The sequence below is a fragment of the Adlercreutzia sp. ZJ242 genome (assembly GCF_011038995.1).
Lineage (GTDB): Bacteria > Actinomycetota > Coriobacteriia > Coriobacteriales > Eggerthellaceae > CAAEEV01.
Genome location: NZ_JAAKEE010000012.1, coordinates 1 through 24,025, shown reverse-complemented (window position 1 = coordinate 24,025; position 24,025 = coordinate 1). Strand labels below are relative to the sequence as shown.

General features: G+C 63.4%; 18 protein-coding genes. 4 read left to right on the top strand and 14 right to left on the bottom strand.

Annotated features, from left to right (window positions below; genetic code table 11):
* Positions 1–42 precede the first annotated feature (42 nt).
* Positions 43–975 carry a homoserine O-succinyltransferase gene (metA, locus tag G7Y49_RS04480; RefSeq protein WP_165171463.1) on the top strand — a complete coding sequence of 311 codons (933 nt, stop codon included), beginning with the start codon at positions 43–45 and terminating at the stop codon, positions 973–975.
* A 240-nt stretch (positions 976–1,215) separates the two neighbouring features.
* A complete protein-coding gene (locus G7Y49_RS04475; protein WP_165171435.1) occupies positions 1,216–1,389 on the top strand; it encodes a hypothetical protein in 174 nt (57 codons plus the stop codon).
* Positions 1,390–1,727: 338 nt separating this feature from the next.
* Here the strand turns inward: G7Y49_RS04475 and G7Y49_RS04470 are convergent, their stop codons facing one another.
* The 3 genes from G7Y49_RS04470 to lysA form a co-directional block, all read right to left on the bottom strand.
* Entirely contained in the window at positions 1,728–2,396 is a 669-nt protein-coding gene (locus G7Y49_RS04470) for an HAD family phosphatase (RefSeq protein WP_165171461.1), read from the bottom strand.
* A 265-nt stretch (positions 2,397–2,661) separates the two neighbouring features.
* Positions 2,662–3,945, bottom strand: a complete 1,284-nt coding sequence (locus tag G7Y49_RS04465) for a homoserine dehydrogenase (RefSeq protein WP_165171459.1) — start codon at positions 3,943–3,945, stop codon at positions 2,662–2,664.
* A gap of 65 nt (positions 3,946–4,010) precedes the next feature.
* Entirely contained in the window at positions 4,011–5,366 is a 1,356-nt protein-coding gene (gene lysA, locus G7Y49_RS04460; protein ID WP_165171457.1) for a diaminopimelate decarboxylase, read from the bottom strand.
* A gap of 321 nt (positions 5,367–5,687) precedes the next feature.
* Here lysA and G7Y49_RS04455 point away from each other — a divergent pair, with 321 nt between their 5' ends.
* Entirely contained in the window at positions 5,688–6,083 is a 396-nt protein-coding gene (locus G7Y49_RS04455) for a molybdenum cofactor biosynthesis protein MoaE (protein ID WP_165171455.1), read from the top strand.
* 150 nt (positions 6,084–6,233) lie between these two features.
* On the top strand, positions 6,234–7,055 hold the full coding sequence (locus G7Y49_RS04450; protein ID WP_165171453.1) for an arylamine N-acetyltransferase: 822 nt from the start codon (positions 6,234–6,236) through the stop codon (positions 7,053–7,055).
* 235 nt (positions 7,056–7,290) lie between these two features.
* On the opposite strand, the gene G7Y49_RS04445 is transcribed toward G7Y49_RS04450, so the two are convergent.
* The 11 genes from G7Y49_RS04445 to G7Y49_RS04395 all read right to left on the bottom strand — a co-directional run bounded on the left by G7Y49_RS04445 (position 7,291) and on the right by G7Y49_RS04395 (position 23,741).
* On the bottom strand, positions 7,291–7,788 hold the full coding sequence (locus tag G7Y49_RS04445; protein WP_206214549.1) for a hypothetical protein: 498 nt from the start codon (positions 7,786–7,788) through the stop codon (positions 7,291–7,293).
* 50 nt (positions 7,789–7,838) lie between these two features.
* Complete coding sequence (locus G7Y49_RS04440; protein WP_165171449.1) at positions 7,839–8,564, bottom strand: DUF3800 domain-containing protein; 726 nt, start codon at positions 8,562–8,564, stop codon at positions 7,839–7,841.
* A 37-nt stretch (positions 8,565–8,601) separates the two neighbouring features.
* On the bottom strand, positions 8,602–11,700 hold the full coding sequence (locus G7Y49_RS04435) for a DEAD/DEAH box helicase family protein (protein ID WP_165171447.1): 3,099 nt from the start codon (positions 11,698–11,700) through the stop codon (positions 8,602–8,604).
* A 2-nt stretch (positions 11,701–11,702) separates the two neighbouring features.
* Positions 11,703–12,986: a restriction endonuclease subunit S gene (locus G7Y49_RS04430; protein ID WP_165171445.1), complete on the bottom strand. Its 1,284-nt coding sequence runs from the start codon at positions 12,984–12,986 to the stop codon at positions 11,703–11,705.
* On the bottom strand, positions 12,983–15,058 hold the full coding sequence (locus tag G7Y49_RS04425; RefSeq protein WP_165171443.1) for a class I SAM-dependent DNA methyltransferase: 2,076 nt from the start codon (positions 15,056–15,058) through the stop codon (positions 12,983–12,985). The genes G7Y49_RS04430 and G7Y49_RS04425 overlap by 4 nt, the downstream gene beginning before the upstream one ends.
* 290 nt (positions 15,059–15,348) lie before the next feature.
* Complete coding sequence (locus G7Y49_RS12485; protein WP_370519591.1) at positions 15,349–15,453, bottom strand: hypothetical protein; 105 nt, start codon at positions 15,451–15,453, stop codon at positions 15,349–15,351.
* A 185-nt stretch (positions 15,454–15,638) separates the two neighbouring features.
* Entirely contained in the window at positions 15,639–19,385 is a 3,747-nt protein-coding gene (locus G7Y49_RS04415) for a phosphoribosylformylglycinamidine synthase (protein ID WP_165171441.1), read from the bottom strand.
* Positions 19,386–19,401: 16 nt separating this feature from the next.
* Positions 19,402–20,157 carry a hypothetical protein gene (locus G7Y49_RS04410; protein WP_206214548.1) on the bottom strand — a complete coding sequence of 252 codons (756 nt, stop codon included), beginning with the start codon at positions 20,155–20,157 and terminating at the stop codon, positions 19,402–19,404.
* 24 nt (positions 20,158–20,181) lie between these two features.
* Positions 20,182–21,060 (bottom strand): phosphoribosylaminoimidazolesuccinocarboxamide synthase, encoded by an 879-nt coding sequence (locus G7Y49_RS04405; protein WP_165171439.1) that lies wholly within the window; start codon positions 21,058–21,060, stop codon positions 20,182–20,184.
* A gap of 373 nt (positions 21,061–21,433) precedes the next feature.
* A complete protein-coding gene (locus G7Y49_RS04400; protein ID WP_165171437.1) occupies positions 21,434–23,029 on the bottom strand; it encodes a cell wall metabolism sensor histidine kinase WalK in 1,596 nt (531 codons plus the stop codon).
* A gap of 1 nt (position 23,030) precedes the next feature.
* Positions 23,031–23,741, bottom strand: coding sequence for a response regulator transcription factor (locus G7Y49_RS04395; protein ID WP_165047045.1), 711 nt, complete (start codon positions 23,739–23,741; stop codon positions 23,031–23,033).
* Positions 23,742–24,025: the final 284 nt, after the last annotated feature.

Here is a 24,025-nt window from a genome sequence, read left to right as displayed (position 1 = left end):
CTTTATAGTGGACGGAACGTACCGTCTGAAAGGATTTCTGCCATGCCCATCCGCATTCCCGACTCACTGCCCGCAACCGCCGCGCTCGAGAGCGAGAACATCTTCGTCATGACGGAGTACCGGGCCATGCACCAGGACATCCGCCCGCTGAAGCTGCTGCTTCTGAACCTCATGCCCACCAAGATCACCACCGAGACGCAGATCCTGCGCAAGCTGTCGAACACGCCGCTGCAGATCGAGGTGGAGCTTCTGCAGACCGCCAGCCACGACGCGAAGAACGTGGCGGCCGAGCACCTCGAGACGTTCTACACCACCTTCGAAGAGGTACGCGACCGCCACTTCGACGGCCTCATCATCACGGGCGCGCCAGTCGAGCTGCTCGACTTCGAGGACGTGGACTACTGGGAGGAGCTCTGCGCCATCATGGAGTGGTCGAAGACCAACGTGCACTCCACGCTGCACATCTGCTGGGGCGCGCAGGCAGGCATCTACTACCACTACGGCGTGCCCAAGCACGAGCTGCCGCGGAAGGTGTTCGGCGTGTTCGAGCACGACGTGGTCAAGCGCACCTCCCCGCTCATGCGCGGGTTCGACGACGTCTTCCAGGCACCGCACTCCCGCTACACCGAGGTGCACGCGGCCGACATCGAGGCACATCCCGAGCTGGAGCTGGTCGCCGTGTCAGACGAGGCCGGCGTCTACATCGCGAAGTCGACGGACTCGTCGAACTTCTTCGTGTTCGGGCACCCCGAGTACGACCGCGGCACGCTCAAGGCCGAGTACGACCGCGACGTGGCGCGCGGCCTCGACATCGCGCTGCCCGCGCACTACTACCCGAACGACGACCCCACCGCCACGCCGCGCTCCACCTGGCGCGCCCACGCCCAGCTGCTCTACACCAACTGGCTGAACTACTACGTGTACCAGACGACGCCCTACGACATCAACCTGACCGGCAAGCACGAAGAGGGGTAGAGCGCGAAGGGCGATTGCGGACGCTGGTCGCATTCGCCGCGGCGAACGCCCCGCGCGGACGCATCGTTTGCAGTTGCGCTTGATTTTGCATAAGCGCATACGGACGCACCTCGCGCAGAAGAACGCGCCTGCCTGCGCTTATGTGCCCGCGAACGCGCCTGCGTGATGCGCGGGACGGCGGCAACGTGTAGAATGTTTCACGTGAAACACTCGTTCTGCCGTCAAGGAGGAAGATTCGCGATGCCAAGCAGCGAGCCGCACGTGCGCGTGGTGTACAAGCCGGTCATCCCGCGTGACGCTGATGCGCCCGATCCCTTCCTGCGTGCGGAAAACGAGGACGACGACGGCTACGACCCCTACTCGGACCGCCCCGCCGAGCGCGAGCCCCTCTTCGAAGCAGATCCCTGGGACTAGCCGCCACGCGCAACCGCCGCCGATTATCTCAATGCGTTCCGCCACGCACTTTCGCAACGCGTTTTGTGACGTTTTCTTCAGCACGTTTCATAGCGCTTCTCTCAGCACGTTTCGTGACGTTTCTCGCAACGCGTTTCGCAAAACGCCACGAATGTCGGCGTGCTTAAAGAGACGCGTTTCGTGGAACGCGTCTCGCGGAACGTCCCCTACGGTGTGCTTTGCGAAACGTGTTTAACAAAACAGCTTCCCAAAGTGTCTTTTCCAGCGCGTTTTACGAAACACGCTTTCGTCGCTGCGTTTCGCGAAACGCGTTTCGTGAAACGTCTCCTGGGAGTCCTCTACGAGTCCCCGAGGAGCATGTCGACGGTTACCTCGACGAGGGACTCTGCGAACAGGTCGGCCTCCCTCCTCAGGTCATCCCTGGTTGCGGACAAGTCGCAGTCGTGGACGCCGAGCGTGCGGTAGCCGGCTGCGTTGAGCGTCCTGATGGCGTAGATCGCGTCCTCCACGCCCCAGGTCTGCTCCCGCGTGGTGCCGAGCGCCTCGCGCGCGCGGTCGTACACCGCGGGCTCGCGCTTCGAAGCCCCCACGTCGTCAACTGACACCACCGCCCGCAGATACGGCGCGAACCCCGCTGAGCGCAGCCCCGCGTCGAGCAGCGGCTTGGGCGAGGAGGACGCCACCGCCAGGGGCACGCCGCGCGCGTCAAGGGCGCGCACGAGCTCGAGCGCGCCCGGCTTCGCCACCGCGCGGTTCTCGTAGTAGTCGCGCATGAGCTCGTCGATCATCCGCTCGACGTCGGCGCCTGACTCCCCCAGCCCGAACTTGCCGTGCAGATACGCGCCGCACTCGGGGATGGTCATGGTGGTGAGGACGTCGGTGTCCTCCTTCGCGAGCTCCGCGCCCGCGCGCTCAGCCAGACTTGACTCCAGCTCCCGCCATGCCGCCATCGAGTCAAGCAACGTCCCATCACAGTCGAAAACAACGCCCACGCGCTTCTCCTGCATCAATGCACTCCTTCTCCGCCTCTTCGGCACGTTTGACAAACCACCCTGCGTTCTGCATCTATGAGTAAAGAAGGAGGCCTCTTCGACCCCCTTCGAAACCCCAATCAAACTCGGCTGCCTGCCGAAACCCAGCTCGCCCCGCCGGAACCCTGGCTGCCCGCCGAAAGCCGGCTGCCTGCCAGAGCCCCGTCGCCTGCCGAGGCTGCCTGCCGAAATCCGACCTGCCCCGTCGTCACGCCAACGAGGCAGGCCCAGGCGAAGCTCGCTACTCCTCGACGCGAATGAGCGACGGCTCGGCGTGCAGGACGTCGTCAAGGCCGCGGATCTCCTCAATGACCTCGCGAATCGCGCGCTCCTTGGCCGTGTGCGTCACGTAGACGATCTCGACGGTGCCGCCGTTCTTCTGGCCGCGCTGCACTACCGAGTGCACGCTCACGCCGTGGTTGGCGAACACGCCCGCCATGGCCGCCAGGACGCCCGGGCGGTCTGACACGGTGAAGCGGATGTAGTACTTCATCGAGAGCTCTTCTATCGGCAGGATGGGCAGCTCGTCGGTGCAGGTGCATCCCACGATGGGGTCGATGCCCTGCTGCATGTGGCGCGCCACCTCGAGCACGTCGCCCATGACCGCGCTCGCCGCCGCGCCCGCGCCGGCGCCCTCGCCGAAGAACATCGTCTCGCCCACGAAGTCGCCCGTCACGTAGATGGCGTTGAACACGCCGTTCACCTTCGCCAGCTGGTGGTCGACCGGGATCATGGTGGGGTGGACGCGCACGTCGATGCCGCCCTCGGTGCGGTGCGCGATGGCCAGCAGCTTCACCACGTAGCCCATGTCGCGCGCCGTCTCGAGGTCGACGGGCGTGATGTTGGTGATGCCGCGCGTGTACACGTCATCCATGGTCACGCGCGAGTTGAACGCGATGGACGCCAGGATGGCGATCTTGGCGGCAGCGTCGAACCCGTCGACGTCGGCTGACGGGTTCGCCTCGGCGAAGCCCTTCGCCTGCGCCTCGGCGAGCACGGCGTCGTAGTCCATGCCGTCCTCGTCCATGCGCGTGAGCATGTAGTTGGTGGTGCCGTTCACGATGCCCATGACCGAGCTGATCTCGTTGGCGATCAGCGAGTGCTTCAGCGGCCCGATGATGGGGATGCCGCCGCCCACGCTGGCCTCGAAGGCGATCTCGCGGTTCTTGGCCGCAGCCGTCTCCATGATCTCCTTGCCGCAGGTGGCCATGAGCGCCTTGTTGGCCGTGACCACGTTCTTGCCGGCGCCCAGCGCGTCGAGCACCACCGTGCGCGCGAACGTGGTGCCGCCGATCAGCTCGATGACCAGGTCGATGTCGGGATCGTCAATGATGTCGCGGAAGTTGTCCGTGAACAGGTGCCCCACGCCGTGCGCCTCGGCCTCGGACGGGTCGAGCGAGCACACGCGCGCCAGCTCGATGTCGATGCCGTAGTGGCGCAGAAACGCGTCCTTGTGCTTCAAGATGATGTCGATGCAGCCGCCGCCCACCGTGCCGGTGCCCACCAAGCCAATTCTAACCGCCATGTCGTGCTCTCTCCTTCGTTCTGCCGCGAAGCGCGAATCCCTCGGACCTGCAGGTCTCGCTGAGCCTACAGATCTCGCCGATAGAGATCATTATACGTTTCGCGGCGAGTCACCACGCGCGCGACGCCGTCTTTTACGAACACCACGGCCGGGCGAGGCTGCCCGTTGTAGTTCGAGGCCATGGTGGCGCAGTACGCGCCCGTGCCGAACACGCACACGACGTCCCCCAGGTCAGGGTGCTGCAGCGGCATGTCGATCACCACCGCGTCGCCGCTCTCGCAGTGCTTGCCGCACAGCGTGACGATCTCGGTGCGCGGCTGACCCGCCTTGTTCGCGATGGTCGGCTCGTAGTCGGCGTGGTAGAGCGCCGTGCGGATGTTGTCGGACATGCCGCCGTCGACCGCCACGTACTTGCGGATGCCCGGCAGCGTCTTGAGGATGCCCACGGTGTAGAGCGTCACGCCCGGCGTGGCCACCAGGCTGCGGCCCGGCTCCACCATCAGGCGCGGCAGCGGCAAGCCGTGCTGCCCGCACAGCTCGCGCACGGCGGAGCAGGTCACCTCGGCGAAGTCCTCGATGGAGGACGGCCGGTCGTCGGCGGTGTAGGCGACGCCCAGGCCGCCGCCCAGGTCGAGCTCCTCGATGACGTGGCCGTACTCGTCGCGGATGCGCGCCATGAACTCCACCATGACGGCCGCCGCCTCGCGGAACGAGTGCAGCGCGAAGATCTGCGAGCCGATGTGGCAGTGCAGGCCGGCCAGGCGCACGTTCGGCGTCTCAAGCGCCGTGCCCACGCAGGTGAACGCGAAGTCGTCGCGCATGTTGAAGCCGAACTTGGAGTCCTCGCAGCCCGTGCGGATGTACTCGTGCGTGTCGGCCTCCACGCCCGGCGTGATGCGCAGGTAGATGTCCTGCGCTTTGCCGAGGCGCCCGGCGATCTCGCTCACGCGCGCCAGCTCGATGCGGCTGTCCACCACGATGCGGCCGACGCCGGCGGATATGGCCTCCTCGAGCTCCTGGGGCGTCTTGTTGTTGCCGTGCACGAACACGCGCTCTGCGGGGAAGCCCACGCTCAGCGCGCATGCCAGCTCGCCGCCGCCCGACACGTCGAGGCACATGCCCTCAGCGTTCGCCAGGCGCACGACCTCCTTGTTCAGAAACGCCTTCGACGCGTAGATGATGTCGGAGTCCTCGTAGCGGGCACGGAAGGCGTCGCGGTAGGACTCCATGCGGCTCACGAGGTCGGCCTCGTCGAACACGTAGAGCGCCGTGCCCTGCTCGCGCGCGAGCTCGACCATGTCCACGCCGCCGATGAACAGGTGGTCGTCGCGCACCTCCGCGGTCATCGGCAGCACCGCGCCCAAATCCATGGTGGTGCGGTTGTCGGGCTGTTTCGTCAGGTCAGAGGCGGGCAGAGACATAGCGGGTCCTTTCGTGGGCCGGCTTTCGGCGCCGCAGGGCGCGCAAAGCCGACAGTCTAGCATCGAGCGTGTGAAGTCCACACAGTATACCGTGACGAACAAAGGCGCGTTTTTCCATCAGGTAAATTGTCGGGAAAATATCCGCCGCCATTGTCAAGGAGGTGACAGGCGCGAGGGGCAGACGCCGGGGGCCGGGCCGGAGGACGCGCCGGGAGCCACGCCGAACTTGAAGCCCCAACCTGCATAAACTCCCAGCCCTCGCCCCGCCCAAAGTCCCCTATAATGGGGCAGAACTATTATCTTTAGCGAAGGGAGATTCCCATGGCAAAGCAGGAACCGTCAATCGACCAGTGGCTCGCGGAGGCGAAGGCCGACCCGAAGGCGGCGCAGTGCGGCATGTTCCTCACGCACAACGGCGTGGTGCGCGTGACGCCGAAGGCGCAGGTGCGCGAAGGCGTCGAGGGCCTTGGCGAGGTGGCGCAGGTCGAGTTCTCCTACGACGCCGCCGGCCTTGAGGCCGCCGTCAACGAGGCGCTCACCTGGGACGGCGTGTACTACGTGCGCGTGTGGCTGAACGAGGGCACCTGCAAGGTGGGCGACTCGCTCATGTACGTGCTCATCGGCGCCGACATCCGCCCGCGCTGCATCGACGCGCTGCAGAAGCTCGTCGGGAAGATCAAGAACGAGCTCGTGGTGGAGAAGGAGATCTACGCCTAAAGCGTGCAGCGCAAGCGCCTGCGTCACACGCATGGCCGCACCTGCGTCAGGCGCGCGACTCGATAAGCTGCGCGCCTTTGCGTTGCTCGCTTTTTCTTGCGAAATGACGAGCGGAGCCTGCAACGCTCCGACGAGAAGAAAGACCCTCTCATGCTCACCGAGAACATGACCCAGGCCTACCTGGACCGCATCGGATTCACCGATCCCGTCCGCGCCGACCGCGCCACGCTCGACGCGCTCGTCTGCCGGCACCAGTGCAGCGTGCCCTTCGAGACGGTCACGCTGCACCGCCGCGGCGCCGTGCCCGACCTAGAAGTCGACGCCCTCTTCGGCAAGATAGTCGCCCGCCGCCTCGGCGGATACTGCTTCGAGCTGAACAAGCTGTTCGAGGAGCTGCTGCGCGCGCTCGGGTTCGACGCGCGACCCGTGCTCTGCCGCTCGGTGCGCGGACGCGACGCGCGCATGCCCATCAACCACCGCGGCCTCGCCGTGCGCCTCGACGACGGTGACTTCTTCGTTGACGTGGGCTTCGGCGGCCCCATGCCCGCCGGCGCGCTCCTGCTGGAGCACGGCGTGGAGCAGCACGTCGCCGGCGAGCTCTACACGCCTCGCCGCATCGACAGCACCTGGTGGAAGGTCGAGCGCGTCACGCGCGCTGCACGCGACCTGTATGATGACGAAGCGCCCGAGCGGCGCCAGGTGGAGCTCGAGCTGTGCACCGCCGTCGTCGAGGACGTCGACTTCAACGCTCTCAACCTGTTCTTCGCTCAGCCGGGCACGCTCTTCCGCGACCACGAGATAGCGAACCTGCGCACCGCGGACGGCTACCTCGGCCTCAAGGACGGCGTGCTCACCAAGCGCGCCGGCGGCCGGAAGGAAGTCGCCGAGCTGCCCGACCGCGCCGCCGTCGACGAGGCCCTCATCACCCTCTTCGGGATGAAGACCATCCGCAGCTGGCCCGCCGAAGCGTAGGAAGGAAGATAAATAGCCGCCGTCTAGGTCACGGATTGCGCCCCTAATGTTCATATGGCCGATCAAGGCGTCAATGAACATTCGCTACACTGCCAGGTTACGAAGAGACACAAGGAAGCAGACTATTGCCAAAACAGCTACGAAATCTAGCATTTTCTTCCGGCGGCAGATATACTAGCTGTTACAGATTCACCCAGCAGTGAAACCTGTTGCGAGGCCGTCCCCTGTGGCGGCCTCAGTTCATTTTCTCACCTCTTGCATACCGCTTGAGCAGCTTGTCGTGCTGCCGATCGGTCTCGCAAAGAAATGTCGTCCAGAGATAGTAGTAGGCAGGTTGCCCGTTGCAATCTTTACCACGTGGGTCAAGAACAACACAATAGTCCTCATCCTCCACGAAAAGGTGCACGCGTTTCTTGGTACCATGGCCACGATAGATCTCGCTCCAAGCAAGCACCCCAGGCGTATTGACGGCATGCTCGATAACGGGACGCGGCCATCGTATGCGCTCAACAAGTGCTATCTTCGGAATGCGATTCTCCTCATCCTTTGCCCCTCCGGCGCTTTCCTCGATGCAATGCCAAAATGAGTGGTCTTGTCCGTTATAGGCTATCTGGCGTTTCGACTTCACTTCATGTTCCAGCAGTTTCGGCTTGTCGGTGATGAAGTCCGCAGCAAAATAAGCGTACGCGGCATCGAGATATGCGTCCCAATCCCCATTGTAGTCTTTGAGCATGATTAGGTCGGGGAGCCAGACGAGGTTATATGAGACGGCCTCTGTCATTCTTACTCCCATATCCATTGGTTGAACTTATGAGCCCGGTAAGGCGTACACCTCGTGAGATCCCTCACTCCAACCTTCTCCTTGAACATTTCGATGACCTGTCGCTTGGCTTTGCTATTGTATTCACCTCGATTCTCGTACACGGCAATGCCCAGAATGAAGTCCGCCAACTGCAGCAGTTCAACCTCATGACTTCGCACTTCCTGCACACGAGTAATGCGTTCGCCATTATAGTCGCCGATGCCACACCTCAAAATGCGCCCAAGATCCTGTACGCGCTCATAGCCATGGGTGTCCTTGATGTCTACGTAGATATGGTATTCGAAATCATCAACTTCAACGATGGGCTTGAGCATCTTGTAATACATCTTGTAATACCACTCATCATGCGTCTGCCCAGGCACAAGCGAGTGATCAATGATGCTTTTGTTGATAAGAAAGCTCCTGAATCGAAGAAACTTATAGCCAGCAAACAAATCGAGCACGTCGGCATAATAGTCCATCTTTGCCATGCCCACGCGCGTCCATTTCAACTCGTAGCGTTCGGGCATACCGTGTTCAACCTTGAGCGTCTTGAGGCGATGATTGATCTCTGCAGTATGGCGCATCGGGCAAACAACAGCCCCAAGCCCCATTACCTTCTGACCGTCATTCTCCAGATGACAGCTCTCGTCACCATAAATATTGAACACTTCCCTTGGCGTAGCAATCGGTGTCTTCCTGTACATAATAGCCCCCCTTCGACTCAACGCATCTGATATTCTCCTACCGCCCTCTCGATAATCCCTCAAACAACTCATCCACCAGAATATGAATCAGGTCCTTGCGTATCTCCCTCTGATCCAGCAGGAAGGCATACCAGTCCGTGTTCTTGTCGTAGTTCTCAACGAGTGCTGCCTCGGTCTGGTCGTCAAGCGTGTTCACGAAGTCCCGTTTCGTGTTGACCTTCGCGCTGCGGCGAATCTTCTCGTCCTTTTTCAGCGTCTCCTTGAGGGCGACCAAAGACCCGGCCGCTATCGTGGGGTCGAAGCTCCTGCCATACCTCGCATTCCACTCGGCCACTATCTTCGACAGCGTGTCCATCTGGTCTTTCGTAAGCGACATGCCAATGCCCCGCGCTATGCTCACCTCCGGCTCGGCCGCAAGCGCCTCGCCCTTGTGTTCGGAGGTCTTCTCGACGCCGAAGTCCTCAAGCGTCACCTTGTCCGTAAGATCGATGCCGCCGCCACCTCTGCCCCCGGCGTTCAGCTCCTTGATCAAAAACTGGCAGAAGCGGTACTCCATGTGCATATGCTCGTCCTTGAAGGGCGCCGACATGGACAAGAACGCATACTGCTTGACGAAGTGCCTGATGATGCGCCGCGCCCTGTCGGCCTCTTCCTCCTCCATGGCTGCGACCGCACGCGTGGCACATCCCAACAGCGCCCACATTCTCCCCTTGTCGTCGCCCGTCTTCCTCTTCTTCGCCAGCAGACGGTAGAACTCGCGCACGTCATCGGCATCCAGCACGCAAAGCTCCCGCAGATGCCTCTCGGTCTCGCGCAGATCGCTCAAGGTCAACGGGTTTTCCAGAATGGTGTTCTCGTAGTAGGGCGCGAACGCCTCCGCTATGCCCTCGTAGCTGTTCTTGAAGTCGAGCACGAAGGTGCGCTTCTCAAAAGGCGGGCATATCCTGTTCAAGCGGGAAAGCGTCTGCACCGCAGAAAGCCCATGGAGCTTCTTGTCCACGTACATTGCGGCAAGCTTTCTCTGGTCAAACCCCGTCTGGTACTTGTCCGCCACGATGAGGATGCGGTACCCATCGGTGTTGAACGCCTCCGGCAGCTTGTCCTCGGCAAGCCCCCCGTTCATGCCGCGCTCGGTGTACTCCACGCCGTCAACCACTATCTTGTCGGAAAACGCCACAAGCGCCTGGCACGCGCCGAGCCTGCCCATGTTATCGCGCCGCATCTCGTCGAAGGCAAGTCTATAGCGCACGGCCGCCTCGCGCGAAGAGGTCACGATCATCGCCTTGGCCTTGCCGCCCAGGCCACCCGCAACCTGCGTGACGAAATGGTTCACCATGATCTCCAGGTTGCTCTTTATCGTCCCGTCGGCGCAGGCTATCATGCGGGCAAGCTCCCGCTTCGCCGCCGCGGTCTCCAGCTCGGGGTCGTCCTCGATGGACTTGACCACCCTGCAATAGGAGTTGAAGGTGGTGTAGTTGGAGGTCACGTCCAGTATGAACCCCTCCTCTATCGCCTGCCGCATCGAGTAGAGGTCAAACGCCTCCTTCTTGCCGTCCTTGTTCGTCGTCCCGAACAGATCGAGCGTGCGCCCCGTGGGAGTGGCCGTGAATCCCACGATGCTCATGTTCTTCTGCTTTCCCGACCTCGCGATGTCGGCCGCAACCAAGTCGGATACGGTCTCAAGGGGCGATGCCACGCCTCCCACGTCGGAGAGCGCGGCGTTGACAGCCTTCATGGAATCGCCCGAGGTGGACCCGTGCGCCTCGTCGATGAGCACCGCGAACCGCTCGCCCGTGCCGTCGAACGCGCCCGCCTCAAGGTTCAAAAACGACCCCAGAGTGCAGACGATTATGCGGTACCCGCCCTTGAGCGCCTTCTTAAGGCGGGTCGCCTTCGAGGTCTCCCCGGCGTCGTCGCGCCCACCGGTTTCTATGACGCGCACGATGTCGCCCGACTTGTTCATGTCCTGCACAGCCCGCTGCAGCTGCCTGTCTATGACGATGCGGTCGGTCACTATCAGCACCTTGGAGAATAGCAGGTCGTCATCGCCCTCGCCGTAAAGCCCCGCCAGCTTGTGCGCAAGCCACCCTATCGTGTTGGTCTTGCCCGACCCCGCCGAATGCTCTATCAGGTAATCGCGCAGCGTGCCGTTCTTGCGCATGTCCTGCGCCACCCGCCTCACTGCCCTCATCTGCTGGTAGCGCGGAAAGATCGGCGTTTCGTCCTTTGATTTGCGGGTCTTGTGGTTGGGGGCGATGAAGGCGAAGTCGTAGATGAGCTCGAGGATCGAGCCCTTGGCAAGCACCTCTTCCCACATGTAGGCGGTGGCGGGCGCGCCCTCGCGCTGAGGGTTGCCCGCCTCCGTCTCGTGCTGCATGCCGTCGCGCCTCACGCCCTGGTTGAAGGGGAGGAACTTGGAGTCGGTGCCGGCAAGGGATGCGCACATCCACACCTCGTGCAAGTCCATGGCGAAGTGCGCGAGCGCCCCCACCTTGGGCATCAAGAGGCGCGTCTTGGGATCCCTGTCCTCCTGGTACTGGCGTATCGCCTCGCGGTAGTCCCAGCCGCTGGCGGAGCTTTCGCATTTCAGCTCGAAGGTGAACACCGCAAGCCCGTTGAGGAATACCACCAAGTCGATGCGCTCGCCTTCTTTGTGGTAGACCTCCTCCATGACGCTCAAGGTGTTCTCGTCGAAGAGCTCCATGGCCTTGGCGTCGAAGGAGGCCGCGGGCTTCGGGTAAACGAGGCTCAGCTCAATTCCCGAATCGAACGCTACGCCGTGCCAAAGGCATCGCAGGAGCCCGTCTTTCGCTATCGCGTCGGCGATCTTCGCAAGGATGGTCTGGCGCGACCCGCCGTCGTACATCGCATGGAGCTTGCCCATGCTTTCTGGCTGCGTCCTGTCGAGGAAGTCGAAGAGCATATCTACGTCCATGGCGCGCACAGGGTCGTAGTCTTTGGCGGCGATGCGCTCAACATAGCCGGCACCGCCCACCAGCTTGTCGATGATGTAGCGCTGGAAGCTCCGCTCGCTCAACGGGTTGCCAACCTCAAGCCTCGATGTATCGAATTCGCCGGGCACGACCTCGTAAACGAATCGCAACGGATCGCTTGAGCTGAAAATCGAATCAGCCATGATCAATCTTCTTTCCCCACGCGCTTTTTGCCGGTGACGTATTCGTAAATGAGCGACTGCCGCCGCTTCTTCAGAACCTCCACCTGCTTGCGCTTGATGTCAAGAATCGCATCCACCTTCGCCGTTTTATCGTCAAGGTAGTCTGCAATTTGCTGTTGCTCAGCGACTGGCGGTATCAGCACGGGTAGTGATTTTAATAACATTTGCCCCAATGAAGCCCTTGTGACCAAAACCATGTTCGCAGCGAAAAAAGCGCGGCTTACGCCATATCTGAAGTAATACCTAGAGTATTCAGGGAGCAAGTCGTTTTTGTAAGGACGAACGCGAATTAAGAAGCCAGCAAAAGTCGCATCTTGTATATCTTCAAGCGCTGTAGTAGCAATTCCTGCCTCATCCACTGTTTCCGACGTTCTGGTAAAAAAGATGTCTCCCCGACGTACCGAATATCGCGAACGCTCTTCAGAATTGCTCTCGATTAAACCCCACTCTTTACTATTAGACAATTCGTCTCGATATACATTCCCATACGAAATAAAAGGGTAACCAGTTCCAAAGTATTCAGCTTCTTTGGAAATGCCATTTTGGCATGATCCTATAGCTCTCATTTTAGTAAATTCCCAATGCTCAGGAATATCCCCAATCCACTCAACCCCGCTTGGCCTCATGGCAACATCAGGATCAAGCCCCTTGGTAACCGCCTCATGGATAATCGATTTCTTATATCGCTCCAACACGTCAATCTGTCGTTCGAGAATAGCGCCTTTCTTATCTATGTGCTCGACTTGCTCGTCAAGGTAACTTGCAATTAGCTGCTGCTCTTCTAAAGCTGGTAGAGGGAAATAGATTTGCCCCATCTGAGGCCAACTTGTTCGCGGCATCTTTACACCGTATGTAATTGAGTTAACCGTATCAATAAAACCTTTGTTGATCAAAAGCCAGAACAAAAATCGCGTTGTGCACTTCTTTGGGGTTATGGGAATAAGTTCCGTAGAGGACTGACCCTTGCATCTAGGCATAACCACTTTAGCCAGATATGGGCGCAACTTTCCAAACAGGACATCAGCTTCTCCGAAATTGAAAACCTGAGATTCGATATCGACACTTTCGTCAAAACCGAGCGTTTTTCCCGTCCATGACTCAATATTCTCTAATGCAACATAAGTAGACTCAGCCTCGAATGACGAAGTGCTGCTGCTATGAGAGGCGATATACCGCAAGGGCGCGCACTCCCATTCTTCGGGAATCTCGCCAATCCACTCAACGCCGCTGTCCTTCATCTCGCTCATTGCGCCATCAGCTCCTGGAGCTGCGCCTCGAGCGCGTTGAACTCCGCCAGCAGCGCATCGGATGACTCAGGCTCCTCGTACTCATAGAAGTACCTGGTGAAGGGAATCTCAGCACCGGTCTTCACGTGCTTGTCGTCCTCTTCGTCAAACCACTTGGCGTCGGGCACATAAGGGTACACCTCGCGCTCGCAGTAGTCCTCGACATCTTCCAGAAGCTTTACTATCTCGGTGTCCTTCGTGGAGTTATCGTAGGTCAGATTGCCCTTGCGGTCATAGCGCAAGGGCGCTCTCTTGTCCATGACGCTCATGGCGCCAACCACCTTCTCGATGACCGACTTGCGCTGCGCAGCGGTTTCCTTTTCCTTGTAATCGGGCAGATCGGCAAGCAGCTCTTTGACATACGCTTCAAACCATGCATGATCAAGCGTCTCCTCGTCCATGACATTGGCTCGGAGTATCTCAAGCATCTGCTCGAAAACGGGCTCGGCCTCTACAAGCGTCTTGTAATCCCGCCGCTGCTTGTCGGTCTTGTCCACGTCGTCGATGAGCGCCAGCTCCTCCACCTTCGCCGGGTTGTGGAAGTCTTCTCTGAACTTGCCCTCAGCAAGCTTTGCTATACGCTCTTCTGTGATCTGATAGCTACGCTGCAGCGGCTGCTTCACCGTGTATTCCTTGTACAGGAACTCCTCGACGGGAAGGATCCTCGAATGCTCGTTCTCCTCGAAGGCGATGTAGAGCCCAACGATCTCATCGATCTGCTCAGGTGAAATCCGCTTGCGCTTGTTGCCGAGGGACTTGCGCATCTTCTCCCATTTGTCGGTGGCGTCTATCAGCTGCACATAGCCGCGCCTCTTGGGCGCCTTGCTCTTGGAGAGCACCCAGAGGTAGATGCTGATGCCCGTGTTGTAGAACAGATCCCCCGGCATGCCGACGATCGCCTCGATGTAGTCGTTTTCCAAGAGCCACCGTCTCACCTGGCTCTCGCCCGAGGATGTGCCGCCGGAAAACAGCGGGCTGCCGTTCGATATGACGCAGGCGCGCCCGCTCTCGCCATCGAGCTTGTACATCACGTGCTGCATGAACAGAAGCTGCATGTCGCTCTTGGCGGGAAGCCCGGCGGGGAAGCGGCTGCCGATGCGCTTGTGCTCCTCGGTGACGGCGCGTTCCACGCCGTCAGACGCGTCCTTGCCACCCCAAGCTTGCCCAAAAGGCGGATTCATCAGCACCAGCCGCATCTTATCGCCCGGGAAGCAGTCCTCCTTCATGGTGTCGGCAAGGCGGATGTTCTCTGCCCGCTGACCTTTGATGAGCATGTCGGCAAGGGCGACGGCATGCGTGTCGGGAATCACCTCTTGTCCGTAGAGATACACATCCGCCTCGGGGCAGATTTCCGAGAGCTGCTCGTGCGCCACAGACAGCATGCCTCCCGTGCCGCAGGCGAAATCCCCGACCTTGATGACCTTGCCCGGCGTCTTCAAGTCCTCGCAGCCCTCTGCGAGCGCAAGGCGCGTGACCAGGCGCACCACCTCGCGCGGCGTGTAGTGGTCGCCAGCCTCAGCGTTTTCCGAGAAGCGCCTGAGCACTTCCTCGAACATATAGCCCATGGCCACGTTGTTCACCGTCTTCGGATCAAGGTCCAGCTCGGAGAACTTCCTCACCACGCCCGTGAGCTTCGAGCCCTTCGCCATCTTGTCTATCTCCTTCCCGAACTCCAAGTCCGAGAAGATCTCCTTGATGTTGGGCGAGAACGCCTTGATATAGGTCTTCAGGTTGGCTTTCAGATGGGCTGCGTCCCCGAGCAGCTTCTTCAGGCTGTAGCGGCTCGTGTTGTAGAACGCATAGCCCGACTTTGTGCGCAGTATCGCTTCCGGCGTATGTGGATTTGCCTCATAGGCTTCGCAGACGGCGTCTTTGGTGTCTTCGAGGGCGCACTCGAGCCTGCGCAAGATGACCATGGGGATAATCACGTCGCGGTACTTGTCGGGCTGGTAGGTGCCTCTCAGCGTGTTCGCGATAGAAAAGACGGTGTCTATCTGCTTCTTAACGCTATCGACTTGGTAGCCGTCTGTCATTATCGACCCTCTCCCAATTTCCTTATCAAGCATCTGCGCGCATGACGGTAGATTCCTTGGCTACGTCACATAGATCCTTCAGTATGCACGCAGCTATCGCTGTATTATCTCCTTCTACAAAGCGTTTCCATCTGTCAGCGAAACGAGCACTGTCCTTAACAGGCTCCGCGTAATTCACTTCTCGTTTTTTTTGCATCAGCAAGAGCGCAGCGCGATCGCATTCATTATACCGTTCTCACTATGTTGCATTATTCGCAGGCAAGTTTAGATATCACCACTAGGTTTTTCGGTCAGACTAAAGATGATTCTCGGATGCGCGAGATCAGCGGCTGGTTGATGGAGGTATGCCGCTCGGCAGCTTCGATAGTTACGCGCCTGTACTGTTCAGGGGATATGCGCAGCGCGTATTATCCCGAGCACTTCTTCGAGCCAAGCAAAAGAGGCTCTTCTTCACTTCCTTGCATGTCATCCAAGACGTCGCGCAAGATCAACCATGCCGAAGAAGGCCGCACCAAAGGATCGGGCGCCCGCTGGGGCGCCCGATCCTCCTTCATGAAAGTCTCCCCCACGTGGCGGCTTCCTACTTGAAGTAGGCCACGCCGCCTTCGAACAGCGGCTGGTAGAGGTCGCCGGGGACGTTCTTGTACAGGCCGGCGCCGCTCCGCTCGGTGTGGCCCATCTTGCCGAGGACGCGCCCGTCCGGGCTCGTGATGCCTTCGATGGCGAGCATCGAGCCGTTGGGGTTCACCGCCAAGTCCATCGACGGCACGCCGGCCTCGTCGACGTACTGCGTCGCCACCTGGCCGTTCGCCACCAGCTCGTCGAGCAGGGCAGGCGGCGCCACGAAGCGGCCCTCGCCATGGCTGATCGCCACGGTGTGCACGTCGCCCACCGCGCACTGCGACAGCCACGGTGACAGGCTCGACGCCACGCGCGTGCGCACGAGGCGGCTCTGGTGGCGGCCGATGTTGTTGAACGTGAGCGTGGCGCAGTCCGCGTCCATCGGGCGGATGTCGCCGTAGGGCACGAGACCCAGCTTCACGAGCGCCTGGAAGCCGTTGCAGATGCCGAGCATGAGGCCATCGCGCTTCTGCAGAAGCTCGCGCACCGCCTCGGTCACCGCGGGAGCGCGGAAGAACGCCGTGATGAACTTCGCGGAGCCGTCGGGCTCGTCGCCGCCCGAGAAGCCGCCCGGGATCATGACGATCTGGGAGTTCCTGATGAGGCGCACGAGCTCGCGCGTGCTCTCGGCCACCGCGTCGGGCGTGAGGTTGTTGATGACGAACGTGTCGACCACGGCGCCCGCGCGCTCGAAGGCGGCCGCGGAGTCGTACTCGCAGTTGTTGCCGGGGAACACCGGGATGACCACGCGCGGGCGCGCCACGGCGGGGCCGGCGAACACGTGCGGCGCGGCGGCCTCGAAGGAGACCGGCTCGACCGCTGGCAGCGCCGCGCGCTCGGCCTCGGAGGTGCGGTACGGGAACACCGCCTCGATGCCGCGCTCCCACGCCTCCTGCAGTTCGGCGAGGCTCGCGACCTCCTCGCCCACCACGAGCTCGTAGGCCGCGGTGGTCTCGCCCACCACGGCTGCGGCCACGTCGTCGCCGACCTCCGGCACCGCGGCGCCGTCGGCGAGCTCCACCACGAAGCTGCCGTAGCTCAGCCCGAAGAGCGCGTCAGCGGACGGCGCCGCGGAGATCTTCACGCCGATGCCGTTGCCCACGCACATCTTGAACAGCGCCTCGGCCATGCCGCCGTAGCCCGGCGTGGCGACGGCAAGCGCCGCACCCGTGCCGATCAGCTCCTCGACGCAGTCGAGCGCCTCCAGCAGCGACGCGGCGCACGGCGTGACGCCGTCGTCCTCGTGGCGCGGCACCACCATGAGCACGCGATGCCCCGCGCCCTTGAACTCGGGCGACGTCACGCGGTCGACCTTGCCGCACGCCGTGGCGAAGCTCACGAGCGTCGGCGGCACGTCGAGCTGCTCGAACGAGCCGGACATGGAGTCCTTGCCGCCGATGGCGCCCACGCCGAGGTCGACCTGAGCCATGAGCGCGCCGAGCACGGCCGCGGCGGGCTTGCCCCAGCGCGCGGGCTCGTCGCGCAGCTTCTCGAAGTACTCCTGGAACGTGAGGTACATGTCCGCGCGCTTGAAGCCCGCGGCCACGAGCTTCGCCACGCTCTCCACCACCGCGACGTACGAGCCCGTGAACTGGTTCGCCTCGGTGAGGTACGGGTTGAAGCCCCAGGCCAGGCCCGAGCACGTGGTGGTCTCGCCAAACACCGGCAGCTTCGCCGCCATGGCCTGCGCGAGCGTGAGCTGGTTCTTGCCGCCGAACGGCATGAGCACCGTGGCCGCGCCGATGGTGGAGTCGAAGCGCTCGGAGAGGCCCTTGTTCGACGCCACGTTGATGTCGCTCAGAAGCGCGCGCATCCGCGCGTCCAGCGCGTCGCCGGGCTCGCCCCAGGTGCGTTCGTACGCGCGCGGCGCGCCCACGGTCACGGCCTGGTGCTTCGGCGCGCCGTTCGACGCCAGGAACGCGCGGCTCACGTCGATGATCGTGTCGCCGCGCCACACCGCGCGCACGCGCGCCTCCTCGGTCACGCGCGCCACCGGCGTGGCCTCGAGGTTCTCCTCGTGCGCCAGCGCGATGAACGCGTCCACGTCCTCGGCGGCGAGCGCTACGGCCATGCGCTCCTGCGACTCGGAGATGGCCAGCTCGGTGCCGTCGAGGCCGTCGTACTTCTTGGGCACGCGGTCGAGCTCGATGAACAGGCCGTCAGCCAGCTCCCCGATGGCGACCGACACGCCGCCCGCGCCGAAGTCGTTGCAGCGCTTGATCATCTGGCACGCGTCCTTGCGACGGAACAGGCGCTGGATCTTGCGCTCGACCGGCGCGTTGCCCTTCTGCACCTCGGCGCCGCAGCTCTCGAGCGACTCCAGGTTGTGCGCCTTCGAGGACCCCGTGGCGCCGCCGATGCCGTCGCGGCCCGTGCGGCCGCCCAGGAGCACCACCACGTCGCCCGGCGCCGGCGTCTCGCGCCGCACGTGGTCGGCCGGGGTGGCGCCCACCACGGCGCCGATCTCCATGCGCTTGGCCGCGTAGCCCGGGTGGTACAGCTCGTGCACCTGCCCCGTGGCCAGGCCGATCTGGTTGCCGTAGGACGAGTAGCCCGCGGCCGCCGTGGTCACGAGCTTGCGCTGCGGCAGCTTGCCGGGGATGGTCTCGCTCACGGGCACGAGCGGGTCGGCCGCGCCGGTCACGCGCATGGCCTGGTACACGTAGCTGCGGCCGCTCAAGGGGTCGCGGATGGCGCCGCCCACGCACGTGGCCGCGCCGCCGAACGGCTCGATCTCGGTGGGATGGTTGTGCGTCTCGTTCTTGAACAGGTACAGCCAGTCCTGCTCCTCGCCGTCCACGTCCACCTTCACCTTCACGGTGCAGGCGTTGATCTCCTCGGACTCGTCGAGGCCCGTGAGGATGCCCTGCTTCTTCAGCCACTTCGCGCCGATGGTGCCCATGTCCATGAGGCAGACGGGCTTCTCGTCGCGCCCGAGCTCGTGGCGCATCTCCAGGTAGCGGTCGAACGCGCGCTGCACGTTGGCGTCGGCGATCTCGAAGTCGGTGAGCACCGTGCCGAACGTGGTGTGGCGGCAGTGGTCCGACCAGTAGGTGTCGATCATCTTGATCTCGGTGATGGTGGGGTCGCGCCTCTCCTCCTCGGCGAAGTAGCGCTGGCAGAAGACGATGTCGGCGAGGTCCATGGCCAGGCCGCGCTCGGCGATGAAGGCGGCCAGGCCCTCCTCGTCGAGCTCGCGGAAGCCCTCGACCACCTCGACGTCGGCCGGCTCGGGGTAGTCCATGGCCAGCGTCTCGCGCGTCGCAAGCGACGCCTCGCGCGCCTCGATGGGGTTGATCACGTAGTGCTTGATGGCCTCGACGTCGGCCTCGCCAAGCGCGCCCTCGAGGTAGTACAGCTTGGCGGAGCGCACCTCGGGGCGCTCGCCCTGGCTGATGAGCTGGATGCACTCGCTCGCCGAGTCGGCGCGCTGGTCGAACTGCCCGGGCAGGTACTCCACCGCGAACACGGCGGCGCCGCGCGCGTCGGGCATCTCGAGCGTGGCCACGTCGGACTGCGGCTCGCTGAACACCGTGGGCACGCACTGCTCGAACAGCTCGGGCGAGATGCCCTCCACGTCGTAGCGGTTCACGCAGCGCAGGCCGGAAAGCGCCGACACGCCCAGGATGTCGCGCAGCTCGGCGAGCAGCTGGTGGGCCTCCACGTCGAAGCCGGGCCTCTTCTCAACATAGACGCGTTGGACCATGGTTCAAGCCTTTCTCTTACTTGCCTTCGGTGCTCTCGGCGCCTTCGGCGCCCTTGTCGGCCGCGCCGTCCGCGTCGGCAGCCTTCGCGCGGGCCTTCTCCTCGTTGATCTTCTCGCGGTTCGACAGGCGGAAGCCGCTGCCGAACAGGCTCTTCCGGGGCTTCTTCACGGGCTCCTCCTTGACGGGGGCCTCGGACGCCTCCTCGGCGGGCTTGCGGCTGACCGGCTTGGCGTGGCGGTTCTGGTTCTTGCCCGAGCCCTTCTTGTGCGCCTGCTGCGCGCGCTCGGCGCGGGCGGCGGCGCGCTCGGCCTTCTTCTGCTTCTCCTCCTCGATGATCATGCGCTCCTGGTAGGCGCGGCGCTCTTTGCGGATGGGGGACATGTCGATGTAGAAGGCGATGATGATCAGGGCATACGCCGCGAAGAGCACGCCTAGGGCCACCGCGTCGGGCATGAGCTCGCGCCCGAGGAACGAGACCGCCGTGCAGGCGATGGCGCCGATCAGGGTCACCCACCACCAGAGGCGCAGCGTCTTGTAGCGCTTGGTGTCGGGCTTGTAGTACTTGCGGTCGAGCGCGCGCTGCTCGGCCTGCGCCTTCTTGCGCTCGGCCTTGCGCTCGGCCTTCTTCTGCTGCGGGGTCTTCTCGGTGGTCTTGACGATCACCGAGGCCGCCGCCTGGGTCTTGGGCTTGGCGCTCGCGGCGCTCTTGCGCGTCTTGCCCGGGCGCTCGTCAGAGGTGTAGCGCTCGTTCATCGGGTTGCGTTGGGTCATGGGGCGATTCCCTCTCTAGCTTCTCTAGCGCTCGAACGTGCGGCCGGTGATCGTCTCGTATGCCTGGATGTACTTCTCGGAGGTCTTCTCGATGATCTCCTGCGGGAGGCGCGGCGGCTTGGTGCCGGAGCCCTTGTCCCAGTTCGCGGTGAGCCAGTCGCGCACGAACTGCTTGTCGAAGGAGGGCTGGTCCTTGCCTTCGGCGTAGACGTCGCCCGGCCAGAAGCGCGAGGAGTCGGGCGTGAGGACCTCGTCGGCCAGGATGACCTTGCCGTCGATGGTGCCGAACTCGAACTTGGTGTCGGCGATGATGACGCCGCGCTCGGCCGCGTGGTCGCGCGCGGTGGAGTACACCTTGATGGCCAGGTCGCGCAGCGTGGCCGCGGCGTCCTCGCCGATGATCTCGGCGCAGCGCTCGAAGCTGATGTTCTCGTCATGGTCGCCGATCTCGGCCTTGGTGGACGGCGTGAAGATGGGCTCGGGCAGCTTCGAGGAGTTCACGAGGCCCTCCGGCAGCTCGATGCCGCAGACGGTGCCCTGCTTGCCGTACTCCTTGAGGCCGCTGCCGGCCAGATACCCGCGCACGATGCACTCGACGGGGAACATGTCGGCCTTCTTCACCAGCATGAAGCGGCCGCGCAGGTAGTCGGCGTAGGGCTTGAACTGCTCGGGCAGGTCGGCCACGTCGGCCGAGATCAGGTGGTTCTCCACCACGCCCTCGAGGAGCTCGAACCAGAAGCACGACAGCTGCGTGAGGACCTGCCCCTTGTAGGGGATCTCGTCCTCCAGGATGTAGTCGAACGCCGAGATGCGGTCCGTGGCGACGAGCAGCAGCTTGTCGCCGAGGTCGTACAGATCGCGAACCTTGCCCTGAGCATCGGGCTTGATGTCGATTCCCGCCATGAGAAAAACCCTTTCCTCCACCATGTTCCGTATTGCCGCGCATCGCGCGCGGGAGGCGCCTGCGGCTGCCGCCCGCCGCCGTACGGCGTGGCGGCATGCGCCGCCGCGCACGTCACGCGCGTGTTTTCGCATCATTCTATTATGGCGCAAGTGGGGAGGCCTGTCGCGCAAACCGAGCGCAATTTCCAAGGTTTTAGGGCGGGTGCGGACGGGCGCAGGCGAGGCAGGCTGCGCGAAGGGCACGGCGGGCCCTCGCGCCGGCGAGCCGTCAAGCGAGCCGTCGAGCGGGCCGTCAAGCGAATCGTCGGGCGGGCCGTCGGGCGAGCCGCTGGGCGGGCCGTCGGGCGAGCAGCTAGGCGAACCGTCGGGCGGGCTACCGCGCGCCGCGGCCCTTCTGCTTCTTGCCAGCGCGGTTGCCGACCCGGCCGGCGTTGCGCTGGGCGCTGCGCGCCTGCGCCGTGGCCTGCTTCTTCGCGCGCTCGGCGTCGTAGAGCGGGATGTGGATGGTGAAGCAGGCGCCCTTGCCCTTCTCGCCTTCCACCTGCACCCAGCCGCCGTGGCGGTCGACGATCTCCTTCACCACGGCCAGGCCCACGCCCAGACCGCCGCTCTCGCGGGTGCGGCCCGCGTCGGCGCGCCAGAAGCGCGAGAACACCATCTTCGCCTCCTCGCGCGTCAGGCCGATGCCGGTGTCCTCCACGGAGATGGACGCCATGATGTCGCCGCGGCGCACGCGCACGTGGATGTGCCCGCCCTCGGGGGTGTAGCGCACGGCGTTCGAGATGAGGTTCGCCGTGGCCTGGCGGATCATGTCGGGGTCGCCCACCACGCGCACGCCCCGCTGCGCCTGGTAGTCGATGGTGAGGCCGGAGTCGGCCACGAACATCTCGTGCGTGGACACGATGCCCTCGATGAGCTCGCCCACGTCCACGACCTCTTCCTTCATGGGCTGCGAACGGTTCTCCAGGCGCGACAGCTTGAGCAGCGCGTCGACCAGACGTGACAGGCGCTGGACCTCGGAGTTCACCGTGACGAGGCGCTCCTCGTCCGCCTCGTACACGCCGTCGACCATGGCCTCGACCGTGGCTTGGATGGCCATGAGCGGCGTGCGCAGCTCGTGCGCCACATCGGTGGTGAGGCGGCGCTCCAGCTCGCGGTCCTTCTCGACCGACTCGGCCATGGCGTCGAACGTCTCGCCCAGGCGGGCGATCTCGTCCTCGCCGTGCAGGTTCGTGCGCGCCGCGAGGTCGCCTTCCTTGATGGCGCGCGCGGTCTTGGTCATGCGGTTGATGGGCGCCACCAGGTTGCGCGCGAACAAAAAGCCGATGCACGACGCCAGGATGATGGCCACCACCGTGGCGAGCAGCAGCGCCTGGTATGAGTTGTTGCGAAACTCCTGGTCAGGCTGACGCATGAGCGTGTCGGAGCCGTACACCCAGATGCGCACCGAGCCCACGGCCGCGTTGTCGACCACGATGGGCGCCATGGCGACCTGCGAGGGGTCGGTCGGCTCGAAGGACTTCTGCGCGCCGGGCGCGTCGCTTCTCACCGACGCCGACGAGTCGAACGGCACGCCGCCCTCCGCGTCGATCACCTTCACGCCCACGCCCGAGGTGAGCTCGGCCGTCTGCAGGGCGGGCTTGGTGGTGTCGGGGTTCCACAGATCCCCCGTGCGCTCGTAGACCGAGGCGATGCGCTCGGCCGTGGTGGTGGCCATGGTGCGCATGTTGTCGGTGGTGTAGGTTTGGAAGTGCTGCTCCCACACGAACGACACCACGCCGATGGCCACGAGCGCGGTCATGGCCGCGATGAACGCGAACGCCAAGGTCACGCGCGTAGTGTACGAGAAGCTCGACCAGCGGAACCGCTTCTTGGCCTCGACGCGGGCGATGGAGCCCGTGGTGGCGGACGCTGCCGCGCCGTCGGACGACTTCGGCTCGGCGTCCGAGACCATCACGCGCTCGGTCATGCTACTGGCCGTTCTTCGTGGGGTCCTCGAAGCGGTAGCCCACGCCGTGCACCGTGTGCAGCCACTTGGGGTTGCGCGGGTTGTCGCCGATCTTGGCGCGCAGGTTCTTCACATGGGAGTCGATGGTGCGCTCGTAGCCCTCGAAGTCGTAGCCGAGCACCTTCTCCACCAGCTCCATGCGCGAGTACACGCGGCCGGGATAGCGCGACAGCGTGGTGAGCAGCTTGAACTCGCTGGCCGTGAGGTCGATCTCCTCGCCGGAGACGAGCACCTTGTGCCCCGAGACGTCGATGGTGAGCTCGCCGAACTCGAGCACCTCGCGCTGGGGCTCGGAGTCGGCGTGCACGCGGCGCAGGAGCGCGCGGGCGCGGGCCACCAGCTCGCGCGGGCTGAACGGTTTCACGAGGTAGTCGTCGGCGCCGAGCTCGAGGCCGATGATGCGGTCCTCCACCTCGCCCTTCGCGGTGAGCATGATGATGGGCACGTCAGAGGTGTCGCGGATGACGCGGCACACGCGCTCGCCGGGAACGCGCGGCAGCATGAGGTCGAGGATGATGAGGTCGAAGTGGTGCTTCTGGAACTCCTCGAGCGCCTCCTGGCCGTCGCCGACGGCAGTCACCCAGTAGTTCTCACGCTCAAGGTAGGCCGTGACGGCGTCGCGAATGGCCTTCTCGTCCTCGACCAGGAGGATGCGTCGGGTTTCGTTGCTCATGGATGACTCCTTAAGCTCGGTTTGCTCGTTCTCGCCAGACCTGGGCTCAAGGCCCCGGCAGCAAAGCAGGCAGCAGGTCAGTGTTTGCGTTTATTGTAGCGTTTGCCCCCGACGAGACGCACACCCGTATGTCAAATGACACAATAGCCCCATGCCACAGAGACGAGATCGACAGAACACGGCGCGCGCGAAGGGCGGCGCGGCCTCATCGCGCGGCACGGGGCGGCGCGGGGGCGCGAGCGCGAGCAAGCGGCGCGGGAACGCGGCCGCGAGCAGGCCGCATG